5 protein-coding genes and 1 pseudogene are annotated in these 5,297 nt (G+C 37.1%); 3 read left to right on the plus strand and 3 right to left on the minus strand.

The genetic code is table 11. The features are described 5' to 3' along the window. Nucleotides 1-496: 496 nt before the first annotated feature. The 3 genes from AC1DRF_RS15990 (at nucleotide 497) to AC1DRF_RS16000 (ending at nucleotide 2,817) form a co-directional block, all read left to right on the plus strand. The gene (locus tag AC1DRF_RS15990) at nucleotides 497-1,630 is read left to right on the plus strand and encodes an FtsK/SpoIIIE domain-containing protein (RefSeq protein WP_477741128.1); all 1,134 of its coding nucleotides are present in this window, start codon (nucleotides 497-499) and stop codon (nucleotides 1,628-1,630) included. Continuing rightward, nucleotides 1,627-2,322 carry a hypothetical protein gene (locus AC1DRF_RS15995; protein ID WP_427076928.1) on the plus strand — a complete coding sequence of 232 codons (696 nt, stop codon included), beginning with the start codon at nucleotides 1,627-1,629 and terminating at the stop codon, nucleotides 2,320-2,322. The genes AC1DRF_RS15990 and AC1DRF_RS15995 overlap by 4 nt, the downstream gene beginning before the upstream one ends. A gap of 318 nt (nucleotides 2,323-2,640) precedes the next feature. After that, on the plus strand, nucleotides 2,641-2,817 hold the full coding sequence (locus tag AC1DRF_RS16000) for an aspartyl-phosphate phosphatase Spo0E family protein (protein WP_016766643.1): 177 nt from the start codon (nucleotides 2,641-2,643) through the stop codon (nucleotides 2,815-2,817). Between the two features lie 497 nt (nucleotides 2,818-3,314). Here AC1DRF_RS16000 and AC1DRF_RS16005 read toward each other — a convergent pair. The 3 genes and pseudogenes from AC1DRF_RS16005 to AC1DRF_RS16015 all read right to left on the minus strand — a co-directional run. Continuing rightward, nucleotides 3,315-3,395, minus strand: a pseudogene (locus AC1DRF_RS16005) (DinB family protein); the annotation flags it as partial. 7 nt (nucleotides 3,396-3,402) lie between these two features. Continuing rightward, entirely contained in the window at nucleotides 3,403-4,542 is a 1,140-nt protein-coding gene (locus AC1DRF_RS16010) for an NADH:flavin oxidoreductase (protein ID WP_477741129.1), read from the minus strand. A gap of 317 nt (nucleotides 4,543-4,859) precedes the next feature. Further along, nucleotides 4,860-5,048 (minus strand): hypothetical protein, encoded by a 189-nt coding sequence (locus tag AC1DRF_RS16015; RefSeq protein ID WP_477741130.1) that lies wholly within the window; start codon nucleotides 5,046-5,048, stop codon nucleotides 4,860-4,862. Nucleotides 5,049-5,297: the final 249 nt, after the last annotated feature.

Consider the following 5,297-nt stretch of genomic DNA (forward strand, 5'->3'; position numbering starts at 1 on the left):
CTAATCAGTAKCTAGTTCAGTATCGCTACCSCGTTAATACAAGCTGTATAMSCSTRKTGAAGCYCTTCGTGGAACCTGTAAGGGAGCTGAGCYGRAGAGGCGAAGGGGGCGACCGRATGSGTTGAGCTGAAATAACTGAGACMTGAAAAGCGAAAAAATAAAAAGAATGAAAGWAGGTACCAACATGAGAAAAACAMAAGRGTTTWCYTTTCSAAAAATCTTTCCTCCACCTCMCAAACCACCTCTTATAAGACCTCGTCCCTTCAGGGCTTATTCCTTTGTCCCGTTTAGTCCATTTGCCATGCTTGACCCCACTATTCTGACCCTAGGTGGCATTATCTTAGGAATTGCCCTCATCGAACGAATATTAGAACGATGGGGTGTGATTGATCTTGTGGATCAGTTTGCAAAGGTAATGCGCTTTATCTTGCCTGTCACTTTCTATAGCGCCTTGATTTACTTTTTTGCGACATTTATGTTTTGAGGAGGAATGTTTATGTTTGAAAAACTAAAACTGCGTGGCCAATTAATTAAAGCGTTTCGTACGGCAGAGATTTACCGGGTGGTGAAACGTGGAGACCGTACCTCCTATCTGTTTCCGAAAATTCATCAAATCGATCATCATCACACCTATACGCGGTACACTTTTTCCTTACTGAGTGGGATCGACCCTGAGCTTTTAACGAAAAAAAGGTGGGCATTACGGCAAGTATTAGGCAGCAATATTGAAGTGAATGGCAGCTTAAAGAACTTTAATATTACGGTTCATCACAAAAGCCTACCTAAGATGCTTACTTATAAGTATGAAGCCATTCATCCCCATATTGAGAAAATGGAGCTTCCAGTATGCATTGGTCAAGATATCTATGGGAACCCCGTTTCATGGGATTTTGCCGAYTTAGAAACCTTATTGATATCTGGCGAAATTGGAGCCGGAAAGAGTAGTCTTATGCGCGTTATCCTCACAACATGGGTGAAATATACATCGCCTGATGATTTGCGATTAGTATTAGTAGATCTCAAGCGAGCTGATTTAGGGCTGTTTCATGGGATTGAGCATTTAGATGCGCTTTGTTTTGAAGCGAAAGACATGCGAAAACCTTTTGCCTTGTTACGAGCTGAAATGTATCGACGAGGCGATTTACTGTTAGAGCATGGTGTGACTCACATCAGTAGGCTTCCTTTTAAGCTACCTCGAATTGTCGTGGTTGTAGATGAGATGAGCATAGTGAAGAGAGAAACGGATCTTGTAGAGATGATTCAACAGTTCGCAAGCCAAGGTCGTGCGCTAGGCGTTCATACGATTATTGCGATGCAGCGCCCCGATGCTGACTTACTAAACTCAGCATTAAAGGCTAACTTACGAGTACGGATTTCTGGAAGGCAGGCCGATGCCACCAATGCCAAGGTTGCCGGAGTACTCGGAGCCGAAGAAATCGATGCAGCAGCCAGAGGGCGCATGAAAATTAAGGTTGATGGCGTGAAAGAGTTTCAAGCCTATTTCTTAGATGAAGGAGCTTGCAAGGAACTACTTTCTCCTTATAAGACCTTGGTACATGATCCTGAGCCAGATATAGAGGTTGCATCACAATCCATCTTTGGGTTATTGGAGAAGGAGGAACAGCGATGAGCTTTCGGTTATCTCAGCGTGATAAAGACATCATTGGGTTTATCAATCAGTTTCGGGCTGTAGATCGAGACTCATTAGTGGAACTGTTCTTTAAACAGCTGAAATCGCCTGTAAATGCGTGTAATAGTGTCATGGTGCGTTTGTATCGATTAGGACTCATTGAACGCACACAGCAGTATTCTCCGACGGTTTACTTGCCCATAGACGCAAAGATTAAAAAGAACTCTCAAAAAATACTACATTTCCTTTCTATCTTGGAAATCTATAAACAAATGTGTACGTATGGTATGCCTAAACAGGTCATTATTGAAGATAAGCCCACTGGACGAAAGGGAGGCATTGAACCCGACCTCTTTTGTATTTTTAAAGGCTCTCCGTTTTGGTTTGAAATTCAACGGAATCAGTATTCTGAACAGAAAATGCAGGAGAAAATCCATCTTTATGAGGAGTTTTTCTTTTCGGATGAGTGGAAAGCGTTGCACTGGCAGCCAGAAGACCGGGCAACGATCTTCCCTTCCGTCATTTTGATTACACCTGTTCGGTATGCAGTGTCTTCAGAGCATATCCGGATTATCCAAGTAGCAAGTATTCATGAATTAATGGAAAAATACAAAGGTTCAGGCAAACAACAAAAAGATGCAAAGCCAAGAATACCGGCATCGTCTGGTGGAATTAAAATTAACCTTACGTAATGATGAACAACTTAAAAAGCTGCCTCAAAACAGGGAATGAGGCAGCTTTTCTGATTTCACACTCGTTGAAATGTGAACGTCATAGCTATTCAATTATACTGAATTTATGGAAATAATTATATATTTTTCATAAAAATTATAATAATAAAATAACTATCTATCCTCGTATTTCTAGATTTTGAGCTATTAAATAGATTTTACAAAAGATACACCTGACTTCTTTTATGTTGGATGTTGGATGTTGAAATAGAAGGAGAATACATTTATTGTTAAATAAGTTAATGTATTAACATTTTTAGTAAGTGGGTGGTAGAGAAATTGCAGGGGTATAAAGGTGTTTTACAACAAACTTTACTTATAGAGATAGAAAAAGAGAGGGAGAAGATGATTCAAGTAGCACGAGAAGAAGGTATAACAAGTGATCGCACACTTCAAGTGAGCCGATCCATTGATCAATTGTTGAATGAACTACAGAAGGTAAGCTTAACGAAATAAGTATTCGTCTCTTTATAAATAAAAAACAATCGCTTTCTCTCAGCATGAGAAAGCGATAGCTTTTTAGTAAGTGGTGATTAACTCACTAATCGACTTGTAAATTATAAATAATTTGGATAATAAAGTAAATATATTTCTATACCTTGACTTACATATAAAAAGCTATCTCGACATTAACAAGCGAGATAGCTTTTTAGTAGGAATGCTAATTATAAAGTACCAAAATATAACCGCAAGTAAACAATAGCACATTTTGCTATAAGGACTAATGGTTAGGTGCACTGACAAATGTATAAAAGGTAGGTTTTTTATACATTATCCTCTCAACTGATAAACGGGAAAAATCAGTCATACCAAAGATGTATAAGAAACTTTATATCCAATAAAAAAACCCTTCCGAGAACCCTTATCTCTAAGGTTTTTTTCGCTTGCTTGGTTCCTTGAAGAGTGATTATGWTAAYTAAGATTGTATATGATATTTATAACGTTTGCTTGATTTAATCCCATATTCTAGGGCGATCAACCTCCATGATCCTTAGATGTTGTAAGGGTTGTCCAGTATGTACGGATTCATGATAGCAACGATTAAAGCAATACCTCAAAATCCTTAATTTTAACATCTGGCCTTAGCACTTTTTCTTCATCAAACTTTGCCAATGGGTCCCCCTTTTTGACTTTGTTGACCCAATCATGGTTAGCAAGAGCTCCTTTACCTAAGGTAATTATATCGGCTTCTTCCTTTTCAATAATTTCTTTTGCTTTAACAGGATCCTCTAAATGTCCGTTTGCTATTACGCAAACTTCCCCATACTTTTTTGCCAGAGCCGCAAGCGATAAATCGCTGTTGTCCAAACCTGAATTGGTTCCAATTGTTTCTTCAACTTTTGGAAATGCAGGTTGCCATGCTTCATACTCCGTAATATGAATAAAATCAAAGCCCGCATGCCCTAACTGGCCAAAGATGATTTCAGCATCTTTTTCTTTTCCTGCCCACTTGTGATTATAATCATTTACCTTTCCTTGTGAAATCCGAATACCAATGGTAAAATGCTCTCCAACAGCCTCACGAACTGCCTTAGAAACTTCAACCAATAACCGGACTCTATTTTCAGTAGAACCACCATATTCATCTGTACGTTTATTAGTATAATCAGTAAGAAACTGGTCAAGTAAGTAACCATTGGCTCCATGAATTTCAACTCCATCAAATCCAGCAGCTTTTGCATATTTAGCCRCATTAACAAACCCATTTATTACTTCTGCGATGTCTTCTTTCGTTGCTTCCCTTGGAGTACGGTACAGGCCTTTCCCTTCATAAAATTCCATTTGTTTTCCTTTTGGTTGCACAGCCGATGGTCCAATTGTTTCTTTAGTAAAACGATTCCCTTGTGAAAGGGCTCCTGCATGCATTATTTGTGCAAATATTTTAGCATCTGCTTGATGGACGGCGTCCACGACCTTCTTCCATGCTTGTGTTTGTTCTTCATTAATAAGACCTGGATTATTAAAATATCCTTGACTATGCTTATCATCAGTATAAATTGCTTCCGTAATAATCAGTCCAAATCCTCCACGGGCAAATGATGTGTAGTATGATACCATCTGATTGGTTGCCACACCTTCGAAAGTTGCGCTTGTGCGTGCCATTGGAGCAACCCCTATTCGGTTATTTAATTTTATATTGCCTAATGTAACATTTTTAAATAATAGTTTTGGATCGGTCATTGTTAAAGCTCCTTTCTTCTAAAAAAAGCTTTAGGCTGTTTAATTTAGAAACACCTAAAAAACCTTAATTAAAATGATATTAGGTCATTCTTAAACAATCCATGTAACCAATAAAATGTTTGATTTAATTATTAAGTTTAAGTACTTTCTCTAAGAAACAATCTCTTTTCTTGCTTAAGGTTACTTTTATTTTAAATAGTTAAAGAGCTTATCGATTTCTCAAATTATGTTATAACTAACTATTTTTTTGTATGTATAAAATATATGATTTTCTAGCTCTTAAAAAAAGCTACCCTTGTCCTTTTGGTTAGCTAGTTTTAAAACCTGAAATAATTCCTGTAATATATCCCATTTTCAATCTCAATCTCATATCTAAGTCTGGTTTGTCTTTTGTAAAGCTCATCAGACAAATAGTTAAATTCTTCCTCTGTGATATCCTCGTTTATTAAATTTTCAAATAATTTATCTAGATGTTGAGTTACTTCTTGAAATTCTCGTTCTTTCAACGGAATTCACCTTTCAAATATTGTTTTATTCTCTTTCTTTTTACTGCCTCTCATTTTATATCTGGATATTAGTGTTTACTCTCGGTTACTAATAAAATAATCGTGTTTACCTCCTACTGTTTCTTACTAAGGTTTTTTTGTTTCTATATATCTTTCCTTCTTTCTATTTTCCAAAATATTCTTTAATTCGTCTATACGACCTTCATACTGTATTTTTGTTCCTAGAATTCCTTCTTTTTTCACCTTTTG

The sequence above is a fragment of the Priestia sp. P5_B4 genome (assembly GCF_056400385.1).